We start from the raw sequence: 21,471 nt of genomic DNA, 5'->3' as shown, positions 1-21,471 counted from the left end.
AAAAGGGGACAACAATGCAAAGACAGACGACATCCATCCTGCGTTGCACGACAGCACTTGCGCTTGCCGCCGGTATGGGCGCTGCGCCGTTCGCGGCTGAAGCCGCCTCACCGCCGAATGCGCTTGTCATGGCATGGAACATCGACGCTATCAGCACTTTTGATCCCGCGCAGATCGGCGAGGCCGCTACCAACGAGATCATCCAGAATATCTGTGACCCGATGGTGGATTTTGATCCGGCTGACGAAACCAAGATCGTGCCACAACTCGCCAAAAGCTGGGATGTCTCACAGGACGGCCTGCAGATCACGTTCCACATGCGCGATGATCTGAAGTTCGACAATGGCGACAAGGCGACGGCAGGGGATATGGCATGGTCGCTCCAGCGCGCGGTCAAGCTCGGTTTCGGTAATGCCGCGACGCTGACGGAATACGGTTTCACCAAGGAGAATGTGGACCAGACCATCTCGGCACCGGACGACAATACGGTGGTTTTCAAGCTCGACAAGCCCTATCCGGTCAACCTCATCCTGGCAGCGATTGCAGCCAACCGGGTAGCCAGCCTTCTTAATCAGAAGGTGTTGATGGAAAACCAGGTCGATAATGACATGGGCAACAAATACCTGGCCACTCGATCGGAATGCGTCGGCCCCTACAAGCTGATGCGATGGAACCCCGCGGAAGTGGTAATACTTCAGGCGACCGATAATTACTGGGGAGAAGTACCGAAGCTCAAGCAGGTATTGATCCGCCATGTTTCGGAAGCGGGAACTCAACGGCTGCTGCTTGAAAAAGGTGACATCGACATTGCTCGTGATCTGACGCCAGAGGACCTGCGCGATCTCGAAACCCAGGACAAGGTGACCGCCTCACGCTCGTTGAAGCCCTCGCTATTCTACTGGAACTTCAACAATGCCGATCCGATCTTTGCCAACGAGAAGGTGCGCCTCGCTATGCGCTATCTCATTGACTACGAAGGTCTCGGCAAGACGGTAATCAACAATGTTGGCGTGCCGCGTGCGAGCTTCGTGCAGCTCGGTGCTTTCGGCGCGCTGGATGAGAAGGAAGGACAGCCCTTCAAACTTGACGTTGAAAAGGCCCGCGAACTGCTGAAGGAAGCCGGTTACGAGAGGGGCTTCGAGACGACGATGTTTATCAGTACCGCGCCTTATGCAGCTCCGATTGCTCAGAGCATTCAGGACGCAGCCGCTAAGGTGGGTGTGAAAATCAAGATTGAGCGCATGGCCAATGCGCAATTGTTCAGCCGTATCCGGGGCCGCGAGTTCCAAACCTCGCTGATGGGCTGGCAGACTACCGTGCCGGATGCGCATGGCAATGCTTCGCGCCAGATATTCAATCCCGACAACCGGGCTGAAGCCAAGCAGACCATGTATCCGAGTTGGCGTGCGAGCTATTTCAACGAGGCCGTCAACAAGAAGGTCGACGCAGCCTTGTTCGAGAAGGACGAGGCCAAGCGCAAGCAGATGTATATCGATCTTCAGAGAGAGATGATGGAGAAAGGGCCCCATGCCTTCATTTTCCAAATCTACAATGTTGCGGGCGTCAACAAGGCCATGAAGAATTGGAGCTGGAACGGCTTCCGGGTCTATTACGATCTGGCCGCAAAGTAAGGCGAATGGCGTTACCGGCGACTTCCTGGCAGTCGCCGGGCGTCTACTTCGATTTGATGGATGTCCGTATGGCCGCTTGTGGTTCTCAATGTGATCCCGGCCTGGTGTCCCGTTTCTCTCTTTCGGGAATTTTCAGATGACGACGCACGAAATCATGGAAGACGTCGAGGAGGCCGACCGCGACAGGGAAGCCGGTCCGGTGCTTCAGTACCTCGCCGCCACAGCGCGCCTGATTGTTTCAGTGGTGATTACGCTTCTGGGACTGATCACGCTGACCTTTTTCATCAGCCGCCTTTTGCCACTCGATCCGGTCATCGCCATGCTGGGGGACAATGTTTCTCAGGAAGCCTATGACACGATGTATCGTAAGCTGGGTCTTGATCAGCCGTTGATCGTGCAATACGGCCTATACCTCAAGAATGCGCTGATGTTCGATTTCGGCAATGCGTTGACTTCCGGCCGCGCGGTACTGGAAGATATTGCGCGCGTCTTCCCCGCCACCATCGAACTGGCGACTGTGGCAATCGTCATTGGTACCGCGCTTGGCATTCCGCTTGGTGTCTTCTCAGCCATGTATCGCAATTCGCCGCTTGACCATGCCGTTCGCATGGTCAGTCTGCTCGGCTATTCAACGCCAAACTTCTGGCTCGGCTTGATGGCGCTGCTGATCTTCTACGCCACGCTAGGTTGGATCGGTGGTCCGGGACGGATAGATTTCATCTACGAATACTCCGTCGAGCCGACGACCGGTTTCCTGCTTGTGGATAGTGCAATGCAGGGGCAGTGGGATGCATTTTGGAACGCCGTAAGCCATATCATCATGCCAGCCCTGATACTCGCGTTTGGCTCAATGGCTTACATCAGCCGCATGACGCGCGGCTTCATGATCGAGCAGCTCAATCAGGAATATATCATCACTGCGCGCGTCAAGGGATTGTCCTGGGCGCGCACGGTCTGGGGCCACGCATTTCGCAATGTCGCGGTTCAGGTCGTTACAGTCGTGGCGCTGTCTTATGCCTTCCTGCTGGAAGGGGCGGTGCTGACCGAGACCGTGTTCGCATGGCCAGGCTTCGGGCGTTACCTCACCAATGCGCTTCTGGCAGGCGACATGAACGCGGTTGTCGGCTGTACTCTTATTGTCGGCATTCTGTTCGTCGGTATCAACCTGATCAGCGATCTCCTGTATCGCGTTTTCGATCCCCGCACACGGTAGGAAATTGCCGATGGACACGCACAACAGCACATCGCCAACTTCCGGTTCCCTGCGGGCCTGGCTGACCGCCTCCGTACCGACTTCTGCCTTTCAGGCCAATATTCAGCAGTTGCGCCGTTCCTGGTTCAAGCTGTTGGCCAACACATCCGCCGTCTTCGGCCTAGCAGTAATCGTGCTTTTGGTGTTGATCGCCATTTTTGCATCTTTGATCGCCACGCACGATATCGGAGCCAACAATCTCGCGAACCGCCTTCAACCACCGTCCTGGGAGCACTTCTTTGGCACGGACGAACTGGGTCGCGATATTTTCAGCCGGCTCGTCTATGGTTCGCGCATCACGCTTTACATCGTGACGCTGACTGCCAGCATTGCGGCACCCATAGGTCTCGTCGTCGGCACCACCGCCGGCTATATGGGCGGCTGGGTCGATACGGCACTGATGCGCATAGTCGACATCTTCCTTGCCTTTCCCAGTCTGGTACTGGCGCTAGCCTTCGCTGCGGCACTTGGGCCGGGCATTGAAAATGCGGTTATCGCTATCTCGCTCGCCGCCTGGCCACCCATAGCGCGCCTTGCCCGTGCCGAAACACTGACCATTCGCTCGTCCGATTACGTCGCCGCGATACGTCTGCAGGGGGCTTCTACCATGCGGGTGATCGCTAAGCATGTCGTACCAATGTGCATTCCCTCGGTGGTGATCCGCATCACACTCAACATGTCTTCGATCATTCTCACAGCCGCTGGTCTTGGCTTTCTCGGCCTTGGTGCGCAGCCGCCAAGCCCTGAATGGGGCGCGATGCTCTCCAGTGGGCGGGAATTCATGATGACCTCGTGGTGGCTTGCCGCCGTTCCCGGCACCGCAATCCTGCTCGCCAGCCTCGCCTTCAACCTTTTCGGTGATGGTTTGCGCGATGTGCTAGACCCCAGAAACGGATAAGATCCATGACAGAACCGTTGCTTGAAGTTGACGATCTTTGGGTGTCTTTTCCGGGTGCTGACCGCAACATCGATGTCGTTCGTGGCATCAGTTTTTCCATTGGTCGCGAAAAGGTGGGCATTGTGGGCGAATCCGGCTCCGGCAAATCGATGACCGGGCGCTCGATTCTCAAACTGACGCCAAAGGTGGCACAAATCCGCGCCAAGAGCCTGCGTTTCGGCGAGATTGACCTGCTGTCGGCCAGCGAACGCCAGATGCGCAGCGTGCGTGGCAACCGCATTTCAATGATCCTCCAGGACCCAAAATATTCACTCAATCCGCTGATCCGTATCGGTGATCAGATTATGGAAGCTTATCGGCTCCATCATCGAGTGAAATCGACAGAGGCGCGACAAAAGACGATTGCCATGCTGGAGGCCGTGCACATTCGCGATCCTGAACGTGTCATGCGTCTGTTCCCGCACGAGATCTCCGGCGGTATGGGGCAGCGTGTGATGATCGCGATGATGTTGATCCCCGAACCGGACATGATCATTGCGGACGAGCCGACTTCAGCGCTCGACGTGACGGTGCGGCGCCAGGTTTTGACAGTTCTCGATGAACTGGTAAGCCGTTCAGGTACCGGGCTGATGTTTATCAGCCATGATCTCAATCTGGTGGCGGATTTCTGTGACCGGGTATTGGTCATGTATGCGGGGCGCATCATGGAATATCTGCCAGCCAAGGAACTGCACAAGGCGCGTCACCCCTATACACAGGCGCTGCTGGCGAGCCTTCCTCGGCTGGACCAGCCGGTCGATATGCTGAAGGTGCCGGAACGGGAGAAGAGCTGGCTCACCGAGCCGACGTTGGTTGGAGGAGTTTCATGACACATGCAGCCAACTCTCCATTCGTGAATGTTTCGAACCTTTCCATCAGTTTTGGCAAAGGACGCAAGCGCGCCACAGTTGTCAGGAAGGCGCAATTTCATATCGAGCGCGGCGAAGCCTATGGGCTGATCGGCGAATCTGGTTGTGGCAAGTCCACAATCCTGCGCGCTCTCGCAGGTCTCATTCCGCACTATCAAGGAGACTTTTTCTTTGACGGACAAAGAATGGGCGGCGAGCGCGATAAAGCGTTTTTCCGTCGTGTTCAGATGGTCTTCCAAGACCCCTATGCCTCACTGCACCCGCGCAAGCAGGTACACAAGGTGCTGGCGGAATCGCTTGCTATTCACGGCATGGATCGCAGGGACGAGCGCATTCGTGATGTATTGCAAGCGGTCGGTCTCGGTCCAAGCTTTCTCTATCGCTATCCGCATGAACTGTCTGGCGGTCAACGCCAGCGCGTCGCGATAGCGCGTGCGCTTATCATCGAGCCGGATGTACTGCTTCTCGATGAACCGACATCTGCGCTCGATGTTTCGGTGCAGGCGGAAATCCTCAATCTGCTCAAAGTGCTGCGCCGGGAACGCAATCTCACCTACCTGATGGTTTCGCACGATCTCGCGGTGGTGGCGCATATCTGCCAGCGCGTCGGGGTCATGCATAAGGGTATCATTTTGGAAGAATTGACGGCGGACGATCTTCGTCATTCACGCGCCAAGGCCAAATACACGCAGGAATTTCTGCAGGCTAGCGTGGAAGCTGTCGCACATAATTAAGCTAGGGAAGTACGAATATGAACTATCATTCGGTAGCCAATCCTGGACCGGAATGGGAACGCTTGCAGAATCCTGCTGCAGCCGGTTGGTCGGAGGCTGGACTTCGTGCTGTTGATGCTTGCGCGGATCAACAGGAAACTGACGCGTTGATGGTCGTTCAAGGTAACAAGATCGTCCACACCTATGGCGACATCACACACAAATACCTCTGCCACTCCATTCGCAAGAGTATCCTTGCCGCACTGATGGGGCAGGATGTGGCCGATGGAACCATCGATCTTAGCATAACGCTGGAGCAGCTGGGCATTGACGACAATGAAGGCTTGAGCGAAGTCGAGAAGCAGGCAACGGTTTATGATCTCCTGACCGCGCGTTCGGGCATCTATCATCCTGCGGGCTACGAGACGCCCTGGATGCGGATGATCAAGGAAAAGCGCCACTCCCATGCGCCAGGAACTTTCTGGTGTTATAACAACTGGGATTTCAATGCGCTTGGAACTATTTTCGAACAGCTGACGGGCAAGACCGTGCATCAGGCTTTCGATGAACGTATCGCTAAACCACTCGGGCTTGAGGATTTCAGGTTGGACGGCGAAAAACCGGATGGTTGGCATGATCGATTTACGGAAAGCCAGCATGCCGCTTACCCGTTCCGTCTGTCCACACGTGATCTGGCTCGCTTCGGTCAGCTTTATCTGCGCAATGGTCGCTGGAATGGTGCATTCATTCTACCTGAAGGCTGGGCGCAGGAGTGTGTGATGCCTTATTCTCATGCCGGTGCCCGCGGGGCCTATGGCTATATGTGGTGGCTGGAGCGTGACGGTGTCTTCTTCCCCGGCGTGGTTACACCGAAAGGCAGCTATGCAGGCTTCGGTGCGGGCGGTCACTTCTGTATCGTATTGCCCGCGCTCGACATGGTGATTGTGCATCGCGTGGATACCAATGTTGCTGGGCGTCAGCTGAACCGGCACAAGTTCGGGCGTCTCCTGAAACTCATTCTTGATGCTTTTCAGGGGTAACGTCATGCAGCGGGAGGAGATGACGGTCGCGCTCGCGATAGCTTTAGCTTGTGCAAAGCCGATTATAAGCATCGATGCACGAAAACTGGCATGCGACGCCATATTGGATACGTTGGCCTGCATGGTGGCCGGTCGCGGCGACGACAGCACCAAAAGCGTTGCTAAAGCCTTTGCAGAGTTCAGCGCCGGTGGAACTGCCTTGTCGGTTACGGGAGGGACAGGCAGCCCGATGTTTGCTGCACTGGTCAACGGTACGGCAGCGCATGCACTGGATTTTGATGATAATTTCCTGCCCGGCATGAGCCATGCTTCGGCAGTGATCGTCCCCGCCATCGTGGCGCTGGCCGATTTGGATAAAACAACGGGGCGTCGCTTGATTGACGCCTATCTGGCCGGGCTGCAGGCACAGGCGCTGGTGGGCGAGGGCTTGGGACAGGCACATTACACAGCTGGCTGGCATGGGACATCCACTGTGGGGAGCATCGGGACGGCTGTCGCGACTGCCCATATGCTTGGTCTCGATGTTACGGCGACGGCACAGGCGATAACCATCGCTGCCAGTTTTGCATCCGGTACCAAGGGCCAGTTTGGTACGCTGATCAAGCCGTTTCATGCGGGTATGGCCGCGCGTAATGCGGTTGAGGCCGCGTTGCTCGCAAAAGCCGGAATGCAGGCACGGCACGATATTTTGGAAGGTGAGCAGGGCATTCGTGAGCTATTTGCAGGGGATCCACGTCTCGGCTGGAATATCGAAGCCATCCTCTCCGATAAGCCGCATGTCATTGAAACGGTCGGTGTCATGCCGAAACGGCATCCTTGCTGTGGGTCCACCCATATGACCGTTGATGCATTGCTTGATCTTAAGGGAGAGCACGAATTTGATGCCGAGGATATCTGGGCTGTGAATACATTGGTTGGGATCGCGAACTATCGCAACCTTGCCTACACGCAGCCGGTCGACCAGATGCAGGCACGCTTCTCCATGCAATATTGCGTCGCACGCGCTCTGCGGCAGGGATACCTGACTCTCGCAGATTTCACCCCAGAGGCCGTGGATACTTTCCGACATGATCCACTGATCAATGCTATTACCATGCGCAGCTATTCAGGAGAAGAAGAACGGGCATCCGCGGAAAAACTGCCGCACGTCGTAACTGTTACACTGAAAAACGGTTGTGTATTGCAAGGGGCTCGCAGCTTCGCCGTTGGTACCCTGCAGCAACCGTTCAGCGTCGATGACCGTGCGCGAAAATTCCTCGATTGTTGCGCGACAATTCCTGCCGCCGATCGGATCTATAGGGATCTGGGCGATCTGGACGACAAAGAGAACCTGAAAACTATTGCAGCGCTTTTCCCCTGGCTCTGATGTTTTAACCGGACGCAGGACTTCCGGCGTCGTGGCCATTTTTCTGGGCAACCAGTTGCGAGGCACGGCGCCAGAGGAGTTCGGCCTGCTTGTTCCTGAATTGGGGTGTTCGGTAAACGCGGATATCAATCAACAGATCGGTGTCGGTTTCACCGGCGCGGACCAGCACGCCACGCTTGAGTTCATCATCGACAAGGCTTTCCGGTATCCATGCAACACCATGTCCGGAAACCGCCATTGCCTTGAGCGCAACAGACATTCCGTTTTCATAAACCGTGTTCAATTCGAACCCATGTTTCTCAAACAGCCAGGGCAATGCGAGAGAAAAGAACGAGTTGCCACGATAGCTGAGAAAGTCGATCGGCAACGACTTTTCCTTAAGGCTATGAAGGGCTTGTCCATTCGGGGCAGGAGCGGAGACGGGGATGACCCTTTCGGTGCCAAGCGCCAGAAACGGATAACCACTGAGATCATCCATCTGCGGAACTGCCGGATGCGCATAAGTCAGAAAGAAGTCGCAATGTCCGCTGACAAGCGTGGAAATATTTCCGACGAATGATGAATGCGGATCGGCAAAACGAGCGCGGAATGACACGCCGGCGGCTTCAATCTGCGCCATCCAGTGCGGAAAGAACGTGAGTGACAGCGTATTGAGTGTAGCAAAAGAGATGATTTCCCACGATGCGCTGTAACCATCGCTGACGGTCTTACGGGCGGTAAGCAGCATTTCAAGAGCATCGTGTGCTCGCGGAAGAAAACATTCTCCCGCCTTCGTCAAGCCAATAGGATTCGAAGAACGATCGATTAGGGGTAGACCAATCCAGTCCTCCAGTTGCTTGATGCGTTTGCTGAGGGCGGACTGTGTAATATTGCGGTCACCTGCCGCGCGGGAATAGCTCCTGTGCTCTGCAAGACTGACGAAATCTTCAAGCCATTTCAGTTCCATAGTCTGCACCGATGCATCAGATAAGCAAAAGTTTCCAACCTCATCTATAACGCGAACTGATTGGATTGAGGTAGACTTCATCTGATGTTTTCGATCAAACAGTGATCTGGATGATAGCGGGCCGCCTGTTCATTCTACATCGTATCGCGGACGCGCTCCCAGGCTTTCGCCAAATGGCGCCCCAGAACCTCGGAGAGCCGTTCTGCATCGCGGGCTTCGAGAGCCGTGATCATTTCTTCATGCTCGGAGACGGCTGCGGCCCATTTCTCCGCGCCCTCATGCCCCACAAAGCGGATGCGCTTCAACCGCGTCTGCAGCATCTGGTGAATATCCGCGAGCGTTGGATTTTTGGCGAGACGGACAATGGCCAGATGTATCTGCTGGTTGAGCTTGTAATATTGCAGGCGGTCAGAGTGCTTGTAACGCTCGATCATTTCATCATGCAGTGCTCGAACTTCTCCGATTTCCCGGTCGGTCGCCAGTTCGCAGGCAAGTTTTCCAGCAAGCTCTTCCAAGGCGCGCAGGACTGTAAGCATGTCCTTTACATCGGTCGCACTGAACCGTTTCACAACGGCGCCGCGGCTTGGAACAAGTTCCACCAGACCTTCGCTGGCCAGATACTTGATCGCCTCACGCAGTGGCGTCCGCGATACCCCCAGCTGTTCGCCAAGCTGACCTTCGTGCAGGCGGGTGCCCGGTTCCAGCTGCCCTTCGATGATCATATCGCGCAGATGGTTGACGAGCATATCGTGCAAAGCAGTGCGGCGGAACGCCTGTGAGCCGTTATCGGACTGCTCGGTTTTCTGAATTTCGTCCATCGACCTTTTTCTCAAAGAGTGAGCTCGAATCCCATCTCACCATCTGACGCGAAGATGGCTGGCCCGCTCTCAATCGTCAATATAAAATGCTGCATACAGAATACAAAATGCTTGCGTCCCCACTAAGAGTGACTTATGCATGCTGCATACAGAATGCAGACGAGGAGGATGCTAATGACTGCCACTGGCGCTGAACCGAGCGTGATTGCGCTTGCAATGGGGGATCCAGCCGGTGTCAGCCCCGAGCTGACGGCACGTCTTCTGGCCCTGCCGGATGTCAAGAAAGAAGCGCATCTCGTCGTTTTCGGGGATCGTCGTATTCTGGATGAAGGCGCGCGCGTCGCAGGTGTCGAACTTGATCTGCAGGATGCCAATATCGAAAATGCGCCTGGCATGCCGGTGGGCAAGCATGTCTTCGTGGACTTGGAGAATCTCGATCCGAAGGATGTCGTGCGTGGCGAGGCCACATTGGTTGGAGGAACTTTCGCGACCCACAACTTCCGCACCGCCTTGAAGTTTGCCGGGGCAGGTCACGCGCAGGCCGTTTGCTTCACGCCTTTCAACAAGCAGGCCATGCGGTTTGCATATCCAGGCTACGACGACGAAATTCGCTTTGTTGCCGATGTGCTGAACTTCGCGGGCAAGGTGCGTGAATTCAACGTTCTGGAGAAGGTTTGGAATGCGCGCGTAACGTCGCATATTCCGCTCAAGGACGTAGCCTCGACGCTGACTGTCGAAGGAATTTTGGCTGAGCTCGAACTGGCTTGGGCCTGCCTGAAAAAGGCGGGATATGACAACCCGAGGATTGCAGTAGCCGGGCTCAATCCGCATGCCGGTGACGGAGGCAGCTTTGGGATGGAAGAAATCGACATCATTGAGCCGGCGGTAAAGGCTGCCAAGGCCAAGGGGTTCGATGTGGATGGGCCCTTTCCGGCGGACACGGTGTTCCTGCGTGCCCTCAAGGATGGCTTCCAGGCGGTGCTGACAATGTATCACGACCAGGGGCAGATTGCGATGAAGCTGATGGGCTTCGACAAGGGCGTGACGATGATGGGCGGACTGCCATTTCCGCTTTGCACGCCTGCCCACGGCACAGCCTATGATATTGCCGGGAAAGGGATTGCGGATGTGGGAGCTACGCGCGAAGCGATCCTGCTTGCCGCACGGATGGCGAAAAGAGCCAAAGCGCTCCAAGCGCTGCGTGATTGCTGACATTTTGATGCAATCGGCCTGGGGGGAGGCCCATGCCGTTTAACTGGGAGGATAGACCATGAAGAAGTCTTTGCGCATTGCATGCCTCGCCGCAGGGGCGGCGGTAGTTGCCTCGTCTGTGCACGCATTCGAGCCGACGCGTCCTGTGGAATTTGTCGTAACCGCCGGACCGGGCGGGGGAACTGATATTTTCGCGCGCACAATTCAGTCGATCATCGGCAAGTATGAGCTGATGAGCGCGCCAATCGTCGTCACGAACAAGGGGAGTGCGGGCGGAGCCGAAGGCTTTGTCTATACTGCTGGTTACAAGGGTGATCCGTATAAGCTCGCTTTCGGCACCAACAACGCCTATCTTTTGCCGGTGCGCGCCAAGGTTCCTTACAAATCGGACGATTTGATACCCGTTTCAGCCCTTGCCGCAGACGAGTTCATCCTTTGGGTCAGCGGAAAATCCGATTTCAAGACCGCCGCAGAGTTTATCGCCAAGGCGAAGGATGATGCGGGTATGAAGGTTGGTGGAAGCCAGTCCAAAGACGTTGACCAGATTCTTACATCCATGATCAACGATGCCACCGGTTCGAAACTCGGCTACATTCCGTTCAAAAGCGGTGGTGAAGCGGCCGTCCAGCTCGCAGGGGAGCACATCGCCGCCAATGTCAACAATCCGAGCGAAAATCTCGGTCAATGGCAGGCCGGAATGGTAAAGCCCCTTTGTGTCTTCAAGAGCGAAAAGCTCAAGGGGGAGGGAAAGGTGGCTGGCGATATGGGATGGAGCGACATTCCGACCTGCATGGAAGCGGGGATCGCAATCGAAAATTACTCGATGCCGCGCACAGTGTGGCTGCCAGCCGGTGTCGATCAGGAAGTCGTCGACTACTATGCAGGGGTACTCAAAAAGGTTTCCGAAACACCTGAATGGGCGAAGTACCTTGCGGATAGTTCGCAATCTGCCGCCTATATGAGCGGAAACGACCTTTCCTCCTTTATCAAGAATGATGAAACGGCGGTAACGGCGGTGCTCAAGCGCGAAGGCTGGCTGGCCAACTGACGTTTTGGGCATTTGTGCAGGTGCCGCTGGCGCCTGCATCTTCCATCGAAGGAGCTCATCACATGAGTGAAAATGGCGACGGCGGATTTTCCCGCTTCTCCGTTGAGGCGGGCGTGGCTCTCCTCACGGGCGCGCTGGGGGCCGCAGTTTGTTACGGGGCGCAGCAGGCTGGCACAGGCTGGACGGAAATGGGGCCGGATGCGGGTTACTTTCCGTTCTATATCGGCCTGCTTATCCTGTTCGGAAGCGCGGTTAACCTCGTTGTGGCATTTGTAAAACATCGCGGTAGCGGAGAAGTCTTCGTTGAGCTCTCCCGGCTGAAACCGGTTCTCGGTTTCGCTGTGCCGCTGGTTGCCTTCGCTGCCATATCGACGGTTCTCGGCCTTTATATCGGCACCGCCCTCTACATCGCTGGAGCGATGATGTTTCAGGGGCGCTACAGGTGGTGGGCTTCATTGCCAGCCGGTATTGCCGTTTCCCTCTTCTTTTTCGTCATTTTTGAAATCGGATTCAAGGTTCCACTCCTTAAAGGTCCGGTCGAGGCTTTCTTCGGGATTTATTGATACCGGAAAGTCCGATGTCTTTGGAGGAAAGACATGGAAAACTTCAGTCTCCTGATGGATGGCTTCGCCCACATACTCAGTTTCAATCATGTTCTGCTGATGATGCTGGGGGTGACGCTTGGAATTCTGGTCGGTGTCCTGCCGGGATTGGGCGCGCCCAATGGCGTTTCCCTGCTTTTGCCGCTGACATTCACGATGGACCCGATCTCCGCGATTATTCTGCTCTCGTGCATGTATTGGGGGGCATTGTTCGGTGGGTCGACAACGTCCATTCTGTTCAACATTCCGGGGGAACCTTCGTCCGTAGCCACCACTTTCGACGGCTATCCGATGGCGAAGGCCGGACATGCGAGCCGCGCGCTGACGCTGGCATTCGTCTCGGCTGGGATCGGCGCACTGGCTGGCGTGGTGATGATTACACTGCTCTCAAGTTGGGTCGCCAATTTCGCCCTGCGGTTTTCATCCCCGGAATATTTCGCTGTTTATTTTCTGGCTTTCGCCAGTTTCATATCCATGGGCGCGCAATCGCCGTTCAAGACGCTCGTTTCCATGATGATTGGCTTCGCCTTTGCTTCCGTAGGTATGGACACGATCTCCGGCAATCTGCGTCTGACATTCGACATACCGGAACTTATCAAGGGTATCTCCTTCTTAATCGCGGTGATGGGCCTGTTCGGGATTGGTGAATTGTTGCTGACGACGGAGGAGGGGCTTCGTTTCGACGGTATCAAGGCGCGGGTGCGTCTTGGCGAGATCGGGCGCACTCTTCTCGAAATGCCGCGCTATTGGTTTACGCTCGCTCGTTCCACGCTGATCGGCATCTGGATGGGTATAACCCCCGCAGGACCAACCGCTGCATCCTTCATGAGCTACGGGGTGGCTCGCCGTTCTGCACGGGACAAATCGAAGTTCGGCAAAGGCGATCCTCGCGGGATCGTCGCGCCGGAAACCGCCGACCATTCTGCTGGCACATCCGCCCTTCTCCCCATGCTGGCACTGGGCGTGCCGGGGTCGGCAACCGCTGCCGTGATGATGGGTGGGCTGATGATCTGGGGGCTCACTCCGGGTCCGACATTGTTCACGGATCGTCCGGATTTCGTCTGGGGTCTGATTGCCTCCATGTATCTCGGCAACATTGTCGCCGTCATTCTGGTGATTGCGACCGTGCCGCTCTACGCATCTATTCTGCGCGTGCCGTTCTCGATCATTGGTCCGATCATTGTCGCGGTCATTTTCTCCGGCGCTTATCAGGTTGCCAACTCGATAACCGATGTCTGGCTGGTGATCGCATTCGGTGTGCTGGGCTACATCTTCAAGAAGCTCGATTATCCGCTGGCGCCTTTGGTTCTCGCCATGGTTCTCGGCGACAAGGCAGAAGATGCATTCCGCCAGTCGATGATGATGTCCGGCGGTCAGCTCTCGATATTCTGGTCGAATGGCCTGGTTGCCTCGTTGATGACGCTCGGCGTCTTCCTGCTGGTCTCCCCAGCCCTATTCTGGGCAATCGGCAGGCTGCGGAACCGCAAGCCCCAGGTTCCCTCCGGCAATGGCAATGTGGCCTGATCCCGATGGATGATGCAAAAAAACAGGAATGCAAGTTGAAACAGACAACTTCCAAATGGACACGCGAAACCTGGCCAATTGCAGCGGCGATGATCCAGTATCCCAATATGCTGCCGGATGGCAGTTCGGTGCAGGATCAGTCGGCGGAAGATTGGGCTTGCACCTTGTCCGATGTTGCGGACGCAGGTTTTACGGAACTTGACCCGACAGACAGCTGGCTGCGGCTCGCTGATTTGTCGCCTGCACGCCTCGCTGAATTCATGACCGTTGCCAAATCGCTAGGCTTCACCATTCCTGCAATTTCGACTTCACGGCGCAGTGTGATCGACGCCCAGCGCGGCGATGAATATCTGGCCTATGGGCATCGAGTTATCGACACGGCGAAAGAGATCGGCGCGGGCAGCGTTTCCTTCGGATTGTTTGAACCGCTGACGAATGCACAGAAACAGGCATTGTGGTTCTGGACGGTTGACGGGGCGAAGAACCCGGACGATCCGGCTGTCTGGAAAAAGGCCGTGGAGCGAATTCGCGAACTCGGACGCCATGCGGAGGAGCTCGATATAGAGCTTTCGCTTGAAATGTATGAGGATACTTATCTTGGCACTGCGGACAGTTCAGTTCGTTTTGTCGAGGAAGTCGGTCTCGACAATGTCGGGATCAATGCCGATCTGGGCAATCTCATTCGTCTGCACCGTCCGGTCGAGCATTGGCAGCAGATGATGGAAAAGGTGGCGCCTTACGCAAAGTTCTGGCACGTCAAGAACTACACCCGCACTGAAGATCCCGCATCGGGTGTAATCGTCACGCATCCGGCTCCGCTTGAAAGCGGCATCATCAATTATCGCGCCGCGATCGGAATGGCGCTGGATCACGGATTTGCCAGCCCGTTTTTATGTGAACATTATGGTGGCGACGGGCTTTCCGTTTCGGCTACAAATCGTGACTATCTGCGCCGCATCCTGCCACGCGGCTAATGACCCAGACCAAGGACTGTTTCAATGACGACGATTTTCGACGCGCCGGAGGAGTTTGCCTCGACCGCTCTTGCCGGGTTTGCCAGTATCTATAACCGCTATGTTCGCCACGTGCGGGGCGGCGTTGTTCGCTCGACAAAGGTACCTCAAGGCAAGGTCGCTGTGGTTGTGGGGGGCGGCTCCGGCCATTACCCGGCGTTTGCCGGATATGTGGGACCGGGTCTAGCCGATGCAGCTGTTGCTGGCGACGTATTCGCCTCACCTTCGACAGCGGCAGTAGCCCGCGTCTGCCGCCAGGCGCATAAGGGCGGTGGTATTCTTCTGGGCTTTGGTAATTATGCAGGCGATGTCCTCAATTTCGGCGTTGCCGCCGAGCGCCTGCGTGCCGAAGGGATCGACGTACGCATCCTGCCGGTAACGGACGATGTGGCCAGCGCTCCGGCGAATATGCACGAAAAGCGGCGCGGCATTGCTGGCGATCTGGTCGTGTTCAAGATTGCTGGCGCGGCTGCCGAAGCCGGTCTGTCCCTGGATGAGGTCGAACGGCTGTCGCGTCAGGCCAACGCGAACACTGTCTCCTTTGGCGTTGCCTTCAAAGGCTGCACATTGCCTGGCGCTCCACATCCGCTCTTCACCGTACCGGAAGGCCAGATGGCGCTTGGTCTCGGCATTCATGGCGAACCAGGAATCAAGGAAGAGGCGATCCTGCCTGCCTCCGGTCTGGCAAGCCTGTTGGTGGAGAAGCTTCTGGCGGAGCGTCCGGAAGGAACGCAAAGGGTTGGCGTTATCCTGAACGGCCTCGGTGCGACAAAATATGAAGAGCTGTTTGTCTTGTGGACGGCGATCGCGTCGCTTCTGCAAAAATTCGGTCTTGATATTGTGGCACCGGAAGCGGGTGAATTTGTTACCAGTCTCGATATGCAAGGGTGCTCACTGACACTCCTGTGGCTCGATGAAGAACTCGAGCGCTATTGGACGGCAGCTTGCGATACCCCGGTTCTTCGTCGCGGCGCAGCCATTGCAGTCGAACCCGCTGACGATATCATCGCCAATGAGGATGCAGCCCCGGTTTTTGCCCAGGCGGATGAGGCAGGACGAGCAGGGGGTGCCTGCATTCAAGCTATTCTGCACACCGTCGGTGACGCACTGGTTGAAGCCGAAGAAGAGCTGGGCCGCATTGATGCCTTTGCCGGCGATGGCGATCACGGGCAGGGTATGCGACGCGGCTCCGCGGCTGCAAGGGAGGCTGCGGATCAAGCCGTGAAAGCTGGAGCCGGGTCCGCAAGCGTATTGGCTGTAGCCGGTGACGCTTGGGCAGATCGAGCCGGAGGAACATCCGGAGCGCTATGGGGGCTTCTGCTGCGCTCATGGAGCACAGAACTGTCCGACAATGGCAGCATTGATGATGGAGCAGTCGTTCGCGGCGGCAGGCGCGCGCTCGATGCCGTCACCACGCTTGGCCGGGCCAAACCCGGCGACAAGACATTGGTGGATGCTTTCGTGCCTTTTGTGGAGACGCTCGAAAATGAGTTTGCAGCAGGTGTTCGGCTGGCGGATGCATGGAATAAAGCTGCCGATATAGCAAAGGCAGCAGCCGAAGCGACGGCGCCTCTGGCCCCGAAACTCGGCCGCGCAAGGCCGCTTGCCGACAAGAGTATCGGTCATCCGGACGCGGGAGCCATTTCGCTGGCGCTGGTTGCAAAAGTCATTGGTCGGAAACTGAAGGGCTGAATGCTCAGTCCGGCGGGCCAGTTTCAAACTGGTCCGCCTTATGTACTCGGTAAAGGTCTGGAAAGCGGTCAGCCCGGAAGAATCTGGTAGTAAAAGTCGAGTTTTCCCGGCTTCGAGTGTGCCACAAGCATCACGAGTTTTTGCCGGTCGAACAGGCGAAACCAATCTTCCCATTCGACGATTTCAAGACCGCCCGCGTCCAGCGGGCGTTCGACATCGGCGACAAACTCTGGTTCGAAAACAATTCGCAAGACCGGCGCAGCATCGGGACCTATGGAGGTGCTGACAAATGCCGGATTTCCGTTGCGAGCAGCCACCCAGTCGCGAATGGCTTCATGGGTGTCGAGAGTGATCATTTCACTCATAGAGAGCATTCCTCCGGTTGTTACGATGAAGTCCGACGCCATCAGGGACAGGGAAATGCCGTCCCTGTCCCGCTTGTCATGTCCTATCAGATAGGCCTCTTTGGCGTTCCGGAAAGGCGATGCTCCGTTCACTTTCTTCGTGAATCTGCAATCGGGGTAAAATCTTTCAGTTCATCCTGTTGACGACGGCTTTGCGTTCATTCATGTCGTAAACCGACTATTCGCTGTTACAGCTTGGAAATCCCCAAAATGACTGAACGTCTCTCCCTCGCTCGCGACCGCATCAATGTTCTTCTGCTGGAAGGCATTAACCAGACGGCCGTCGATTACTTCAAAGCCTCCGGTTACACCAATGTCACGCATTTGCCGAAGGCGCTGGATAAGGCCGATCTGATCGAAGCGATTTCGTCAGCGCATATTGTCGGTATTCGTTCCCGCACGCAGTTGACCGAAGAGATTTTTGCTGCGGCTAACCGCTTGATAGCAGTCGGCTGCTTCTCCGTCGGGACCAACCAGGTTGAACTGAAAGCAGCCCGCAAGCGCGGCATTCCGGTCTTCAATGCACCATTTTCGAACACCCGTTCGGTGGCGGAACTGGTGATTGGCGAAATCATCATGCTGATGCGTCGGATCTTCCCGCGTTCGGTCTCTGCGCATGCAGGCGGTTGGGATAAGACGGCAACCGGCAGCCGCGAAGTGCGCGGCAAGACGCTGGGTATTGTAGGCTATGGCAATATCGGTTCGCAGGTCGGCAATCTGGCTGAGAGCCTCGGCATGACGGTCCGCTATTTCGACACTTCCGACAAACTGCAATATGGCAATGTCAAACCGGCTGCGAGCCTTGATGAGTTGTTGAAGATTTCGGACGTCGTCAGCCTGCACGTACCGTCGAACAAATCGACTTCGAAGCTGATTACCGAAGCAAAACTGCGGAAGATGAAAAAGGGCGCTTTCCTCATCAATAATGCTCGCGGTACGGTTGTCGATCTGGAGGCTCTGGCGAAGGTCCTGCAGGAAGGCCACCTCGCAGGTGCTGCCATCGACGTGTTCCCGGTTGAACCAGCCTCCAACAACGACAAATTCGTTTCGCCCATTCAGGGACTGGAAAACGTCATTCTCACGCCGCATATCGGTGGATCGACGGAAGAAGCGCAGGAACGTATCGGTTTGGAAGTCACCCGAAAACTGGTCGAATATTCCGATGTCGGCTCTACCTTGGGTGCCGTCAACTTCCCGCAGGTGCAGTTGCCGCCGCGCCCGACGGGTACGCGTTTCATGCACGTGCATGAAAACCGCCCCGGCATTCTCAACAGCCTCGTGAATGTTTTCTCGACACATAACATCAATATCGCCAGTCAGTTTCTGCAGACCGATGGCGAAGTGGGTTATCTTGTTATGGAAGCTGACGGCGTCGGCGACGCCAGCGAAACGGTCTTGCAGGCCATTCGCGAAATTCCAGGCACCATTCGTGCGCGTTTGCTCTATTGATCTATTTCGCAGCGCTAACTATCGCTGGCGCTGCGATTTCTCATAACGTTTGACGAGGCGGTCGCGGCGCAATCGCGAGAGGCGCTGTATCCAGAAAATACCGTCAAGCTGGTCTATTTCATGCTGATGGCAAACGGCGAGCAGGCCTTCCGATTCCTCGGTTTGCTCGTTCCCGTCGAGGTCCTGATAGCGGATTTTGATGCGGGCGTGGCGTTCGACCTCATCGACAACGCCCGGCATGGAAACGCTACCTTCCTGATGATGGATCTTTTCTTCTGAAGCCCAGAGGATTTGCGGGTTCACATAGAATTTCGGGCCTGCTTCAGGCAGTTCCAGAACCACCAAACGCATTGCAATACCGATATGCGGCGCGGTGATCCCGATGCCCGGGGCTGCTCGCATCGTGTCGAGGAGATCGGTTCCCAGTTCCTGCAAAGCGCTGTCGAACAGGGTGACAGGATCGGCTACGGCACGCAGCCGTTTATCCGGATAGCTTACAATCGGGCGAACAGTCATCGGGCCTCACAATGTGCCGCGGATTACACGCTTATCCGCATGCGCTCTTTGGTCGATTTTCATCGTGACTTGCAAACATTATTGCAGGGAGACGATCACAATCCCCGTGCAATAACGAGACGTTGTACGTCGCTCGTGCCTTCGTAAATCTGGCATACGCGAACATCACGATAAATGCGCTCAACCGGATAATCAGCCAGATACCCGTAACCGCCGTGAATCTGGATTGCGGCGGAGCAGACCTGTTCGGCCATTTCCGAAGCGACAAGTTTGGCCATCGAAGCTTCCGTCAAACAGGGTTTGCCTGCTTCACGCAATGCGGCTGCATGCAGCACCATCTGCCGGGCCGCCTCAATTTTTGTCGCCATATCCGCGAGCCGGAACGCGACCGCTTGATGCTCGATGATCGGCTTGCCGAATGTAACGCGTTCCCTGGCATAAGCACGCGCGGCTTCAAATGCGGCGCGGGCCAACCCGACTGACTGTGCGGCGATACCGATGCGCCCGCCTTCCAGATTGGCAAGCGCAATCTTGTAGCCCTGGCCCTCTTCACCCAGCCGGTTTTCCACCGGAATGCGCATGTTTGTGAAAGCGAGCGCACATGTATCAGACGAATGCTGGCCGAGCTTGTGTTCGACTGAAACGACCTCATAACCCGGTGTATCGGTCGGCACGATGAAAGCCGAGATGCCTTTCTTGCCAGCCGATGGATCGGTAACGGCAAACACGATCACTACGCTGCCATTCTTGCCCGACGTGATGAACTGTTTGGAACCATCGATCACATAATGATCACCATCGCGGCGTGCACGGGTTTTGAGCGCGGAGGCATCGGAACCGGCTTGGGGTTCGGTCAATGCGAACCCGCCAATCCATTCGCCAGACGCCATTTTGGGCAAAAACCGCTGTTTCTGCTCTTCGGTGCCGAAACGGAGGATGGGAACGCAGCCGACCGATGAATGGACCGAAACGATGGTCGAACATGCCCCATCGCCGGCCGCGATCTCTTCCAGCGCCAGCGCATAGGCAACCGTACCGAGATCGGAGCCGCCCCATTCTTCCGACACCAGCATTCCGAGAAAGCCAAGCTCTCCCATTTCGCTGAGTTCTGCGCGCGGAAAGGCGTGCTCCCTGTCGCGTGCGGCAGCACCCGGCGCAAGCCGTTCCTGTGCGAACTGCCGGGCAGCTTCGCGAATCTGCTCCTGCGTATCGTTCAAGAGCATCAGACAATCCTCTCAATGCCTACGGCGGTGGCCTCGCCACCGCCCAAACAGATGCCAGCCACGCCGCGCTTCAGGCCATGGGTTTCGAGGGCTGAAAGCAGGGTCACAAGAATGCGGGCACCCGACGCGCCGATTGGATGGCCAAGGGCGCAGGCGCCACCATGAATATTGACCTTGTCGTGCGGAAGATCGAGATCGCGCATGGCAGCCATGGCGACAACTGCAAAGGCCTCGTTGATCTCAAAAAGATCGACATCACTCAGGTTCCAGCCGATCTTTTCCGAAAGCTTGCTTATCGCGCCGATGGGGGCAGTTGGATAAAGGTTCGGCTTGTCGGCATGGGTGGCATGGCCGACCAGAACGGCGCGCGGGGTGAGCCCGCGCTTTTCCGCCTCCGATGCGCGCATGAGAATGAGTGCAGCTGCCCCATCCGAGATCGAGGAGGAATTGGCGGCCGTCACAGTGCCACCGTCGCGAAATGCCGGGCGAAGGGTCGGTATCTTGTCCAGTTTCGCCTTGCCGGGCTGCTCGTCAATCGAAACTTCAACTTCGCTGCGCCCAGCCTTCACGGTGACGGGCGTGATTTCGGCGGCGAAAAGCCCATCCTTGATAGCATTCTGCGCACGCGTCAGTGAGGCAATGGCGAATTCATCCTGAGCTTCACGGGTGAATTGATAGGCTTCCGCGCAATCTTCGGCAAAGGTGCCCATGAGACGGCCTTTGTCATATGCGTCTTCAAGCCCGTCAAGGAACATGTGGTCGAGAATCTGGCCGTGTCCCATACGATACCCGCCACGTGCCTTGGGCAGCAGATAGGGGGCATTGGTCATGCTTTCCATGCCGCCTGAGACGATCACATTGGCGGAACCCGCGAGGAGAAGATCATGGGCGAGCATGGTCGCCTTCATGCCGGAGCCGCACATCTTGTTGATGGTCGTCGCGCCAGTGGAAACGGGTATTCCGGCTTTGATCGAAGCCTGACGCGCCGGAGCCTGTCCCTGACCGGCGGGCAGAACGCAGCCCATAAAGACGTCTTCGACCGCTTCTGGCGCAAGCCCCGCTCCTGCAAGTGCGCCACGAATGGCCGCGGCACCGAGGTCTGTAGCCTGAGCGCTGGCAAAATCGCCCTGAAAGCCACCCATGGGAGTACGGGAAGCACCGACAATGACAATGGGATCGCTGTTGGACATGATCGTTCCTCGTTGGTTTTTTCCGT

Annotated in this window: 20 protein-coding genes; 14 read left to right on the top strand and 6 right to left on the bottom strand. The window is 56.5% G+C overall.

Annotation, left to right across the window (positions count from 1 at the left end; translation table 11 throughout):
* The first annotated feature begins 14 nt into the window (after nt 1–14).
* From JNC63_RS19705 to JNC63_RS19675, 7 genes are all read left to right on the top strand, one after another.
* Nucleotides 15–1,631, top strand: a complete 1,617-nt coding sequence (locus JNC63_RS19705; RefSeq protein ID WP_162994784.1) for an ABC transporter substrate-binding protein — start codon at nt 15–17, stop codon at nt 1,629–1,631.
* A gap of 136 nt (nt 1,632–1,767) precedes the next feature.
* Nucleotides 1,768–2,844: an ABC transporter permease gene (locus JNC63_RS19700; RefSeq protein ID WP_063620221.1), complete on the top strand. Its 1,077-nt coding sequence runs from the start codon at nt 1,768–1,770 to the stop codon at nt 2,842–2,844.
* Nucleotides 2,845–2,854: 10 nt separating this feature from the next.
* Complete coding sequence (nikC, locus tag JNC63_RS19695) at nt 2,855–3,781, top strand: nickel transporter permease (protein WP_100652499.1); 927 nt, start codon at nt 2,855–2,857, stop codon at nt 3,779–3,781.
* A gap of 5 nt (nt 3,782–3,786) precedes the next feature.
* Nucleotides 3,787–4,650, top strand: a complete 864-nt coding sequence (locus JNC63_RS19690) for an ABC transporter ATP-binding protein (RefSeq protein WP_063620223.1) — start codon at nt 3,787–3,789, stop codon at nt 4,648–4,650.
* A complete protein-coding gene (locus JNC63_RS19685; RefSeq protein ID WP_063620224.1) occupies nt 4,647–5,423 on the top strand; it encodes an ABC transporter ATP-binding protein in 777 nt (258 codons plus the stop codon). Before JNC63_RS19690 ends, JNC63_RS19685 begins: the two co-directional genes overlap by 4 nt.
* A 17-nt stretch (nt 5,424–5,440) precedes the next feature.
* Nucleotides 5,441–6,442 (top strand): serine hydrolase domain-containing protein, encoded by a 1,002-nt coding sequence (locus JNC63_RS19680; protein ID WP_063620225.1) that lies wholly within the window; start codon nt 5,441–5,443, stop codon nt 6,440–6,442.
* 4 nt (nt 6,443–6,446) lie between these two features.
* Complete coding sequence (locus JNC63_RS19675) at nt 6,447–7,808, top strand: MmgE/PrpD family protein (RefSeq protein WP_085979589.1); 1,362 nt, start codon at nt 6,447–6,449, stop codon at nt 7,806–7,808.
* Between the two features lie 4 nt (nt 7,809–7,812).
* Here the strand turns inward: JNC63_RS19675 and JNC63_RS19670 are convergent, their stop codons facing one another.
* Complete coding sequence (locus tag JNC63_RS19670; protein WP_006472101.1) at nt 7,813–8,754, bottom strand: LysR family transcriptional regulator; 942 nt, start codon at nt 8,752–8,754, stop codon at nt 7,813–7,815.
* Nucleotides 8,755–8,888: 134 nt separating this feature from the next.
* The gene (locus JNC63_RS19665) at nt 8,889–9,572 is read right to left on the bottom strand and encodes a GntR family transcriptional regulator (protein WP_063620226.1); all 684 of its coding nucleotides are present in this window, start codon (nt 9,570–9,572) and stop codon (nt 8,889–8,891) included.
* Nucleotides 9,573–9,746: 174 nt separating this feature from the next.
* Here JNC63_RS19665 and JNC63_RS19660 point away from each other — a divergent pair, with 174 nt between their 5' ends.
* The 6 genes from JNC63_RS19660 (at nt 9,747) to JNC63_RS19635 (ending at nt 16,663) form a co-directional block, all read left to right on the top strand.
* Nucleotides 9,747–10,784 (top strand): 4-hydroxythreonine-4-phosphate dehydrogenase PdxA, encoded by a 1,038-nt coding sequence (locus JNC63_RS19660; RefSeq protein WP_063620227.1) that lies wholly within the window; start codon nt 9,747–9,749, stop codon nt 10,782–10,784.
* Between the two features lie 58 nt (nt 10,785–10,842).
* The gene (locus JNC63_RS19655) at nt 10,843–11,832 is read left to right on the top strand and encodes a tripartite tricarboxylate transporter substrate binding protein (protein WP_063620228.1); all 990 of its coding nucleotides are present in this window, start codon (nt 10,843–10,845) and stop codon (nt 11,830–11,832) included.
* Nucleotides 11,833–11,894: 62 nt separating this feature from the next.
* Nucleotides 11,895–12,395: a tripartite tricarboxylate transporter TctB family protein gene (locus tag JNC63_RS19650; RefSeq protein ID WP_006472098.1), complete on the top strand. Its 501-nt coding sequence runs from the start codon at nt 11,895–11,897 to the stop codon at nt 12,393–12,395.
* A 33-nt stretch (nt 12,396–12,428) separates the two neighbouring features.
* Nucleotides 12,429–13,958, top strand: a complete 1,530-nt coding sequence (locus tag JNC63_RS19645) for a tripartite tricarboxylate transporter permease (RefSeq protein ID WP_006470131.1) — start codon at nt 12,429–12,431, stop codon at nt 13,956–13,958.
* Nucleotides 13,959–13,963: 5 nt separating this feature from the next.
* Entirely contained in the window at nt 13,964–14,932 is a 969-nt protein-coding gene (locus JNC63_RS19640; protein WP_006470132.1) for a sugar phosphate isomerase/epimerase family protein, read from the top strand.
* 24 nt (nt 14,933–14,956) lie between these two features.
* Nucleotides 14,957–16,663, top strand: a complete 1,707-nt coding sequence (locus JNC63_RS19635; RefSeq protein WP_006470133.1) for a dihydroxyacetone kinase family protein — start codon at nt 14,957–14,959, stop codon at nt 16,661–16,663.
* Nucleotides 16,664–16,731: 68 nt separating this feature from the next.
* On the opposite strand, the gene JNC63_RS19630 is transcribed toward JNC63_RS19635, so the two are convergent.
* The gene (locus JNC63_RS19630; protein ID WP_006472097.1) at nt 16,732–17,028 is read right to left on the bottom strand and encodes a hypothetical protein; all 297 of its coding nucleotides are present in this window, start codon (nt 17,026–17,028) and stop codon (nt 16,732–16,734) included.
* A gap of 249 nt (nt 17,029–17,277) precedes the next feature.
* Here JNC63_RS19630 and serA point away from each other — a divergent pair, with 249 nt between their 5' ends.
* Entirely contained in the window at nt 17,278–18,516 is a 1,239-nt protein-coding gene (gene serA, locus JNC63_RS19625; RefSeq protein ID WP_006472096.1) for a phosphoglycerate dehydrogenase, read from the top strand.
* 18 nt (nt 18,517–18,534) lie between these two features.
* Here the strand turns inward: serA and JNC63_RS19620 are convergent, their stop codons facing one another.
* The 3 genes from JNC63_RS19620 to JNC63_RS19610 all read right to left on the bottom strand — a co-directional run bounded on the left by JNC63_RS19620 (nt 18,535) and on the right by JNC63_RS19610 (nt 21,445).
* A complete protein-coding gene (locus tag JNC63_RS19620) occupies nt 18,535–19,032 on the bottom strand; it encodes a peptide deformylase (protein WP_006470136.1) in 498 nt (165 codons plus the stop codon).
* A gap of 95 nt (nt 19,033–19,127) precedes the next feature.
* Complete coding sequence (locus tag JNC63_RS19615) at nt 19,128–20,255, bottom strand: acyl-CoA dehydrogenase family protein (protein WP_006470137.1); 1,128 nt, start codon at nt 20,253–20,255, stop codon at nt 19,128–19,130.
* Nucleotides 20,255–21,445 carry an acetyl-CoA C-acyltransferase gene (locus JNC63_RS19610; RefSeq protein ID WP_063620230.1) on the bottom strand — a complete coding sequence of 397 codons (1,191 nt, stop codon included), beginning with the start codon at nt 21,443–21,445 and terminating at the stop codon, nt 20,255–20,257. Before JNC63_RS19610 ends, JNC63_RS19615 begins: the two co-directional genes overlap by 1 nt.
* Between the last annotated feature and the right edge of the window lie 26 nt (nt 21,446–21,471).

This window comes from Brucella ciceri (assembly GCF_041930145.1).
Lineage (GTDB): Bacteria > Pseudomonadota > Alphaproteobacteria > Rhizobiales > Rhizobiaceae > Brucella > Brucella intermedia.
The sequence above is the reverse complement of the archived record's forward strand: the minus strand, read 5'-3'. Positions and strand labels throughout refer to the sequence as shown.